Here is a 1,084-nt window from a genome sequence, read left to right as displayed (position 1 = left end):
AAACGTTAGCAGAAAGTCTTCACAAACAGAACTTATGAAAGAACTACTTGAAAGTATTTCAACTAGAGAAACTTCTATTATATTTTGGTCAATTTTAATCTTCTCAATTTTAATATTTATTGCTCGAAAAGAGTTCTTAAATGTATTAAAAGCGTTTTTTAATTATAAAATTATTCTACCTTTAATAGGTTTTGCAATTTATTGTACAATAATCATATACATTTTATCTGTTTTTCACCTTTGGGATGTAAAACTTTTGAAGGATACTTTAATTTGGTTTTTTACTGCTGGAGTAATCGTATTCTTCAACTCTAACAAAATAAGTAACACAAACTATTTTATTGAAATATTAAAAGATAATTTAAAAATAATTATTTTTTTAGAATTTGTATTGAACTTCTACACTTTCAGTTTAATAACTGAATTTATTTTAATACCTATTTTAACTTGCATAACAATACTATATGAATATTCTAAACATACAATGTTGAAGAATCCGGAACATATCAAAGTAAATAAATTTTTGAAGTCTGTATTATCAATATTTGGCTTTATTATGTTAGCTTCTGTTTTAAATAAATCAATTGGTGATTATAAAAATCTCTTTACAATAGACAATCTCAAGTCAATATATTTACCAATTATATTAACTATTTTGACTATTCCATTTTATTATTTACTGGCTTTATATATGATTTATGAAGAGTTTTTTATAAGAATTGATTTTATGTTTAATGATCAGAAAATAAAGAAAGAATTAAAAAAACAAATTCTAGTAAATGCTAATTTTAATCTAAATTATCTAAGTAACATAAAAAAGAATATTGTTAAAAGTGAGATTTATACAAATAATATTTCAAGTTATATTAAGACAATAAAAAAATAAGACCTTCTGCTAACATTGTATTGGCAAAATGCGGGGGAAAGTGCAAAATTGAAAAGCAGAAAAAATAATCCGCTCATGCTTTTCAATTCTGCAAATTTTTGTAAGTTAGCAGTATTGAAAAAGCATTCGCTACGTTTGTTCTTTCTTGAACTTTCAGTTCTCCGAAAGCCCGCACTTCGCCAATACTTTTTCCGTTAG

Annotated in this window: 1 protein-coding gene; it reads left to right on the top strand. The window is 24.3% G+C overall.

Going from position 1 to position 1,084, the window contains the following annotated elements:
• On the top strand, positions 1-886 hold an 886-nt coding region (locus ACVFVN_RS14760; RefSeq protein WP_456235867.1), incomplete at its 5' end, for a hypothetical protein.
• Between the last annotated feature and the right edge of the window lie 198 nt (positions 887-1,084).

It is taken from the genome of Soonwooa purpurea, assembly GCF_053891095.1.
The sequence above is the reverse complement of the archived record's forward strand: the minus strand, read 5'-3'. Positions and strand labels throughout refer to the sequence as shown.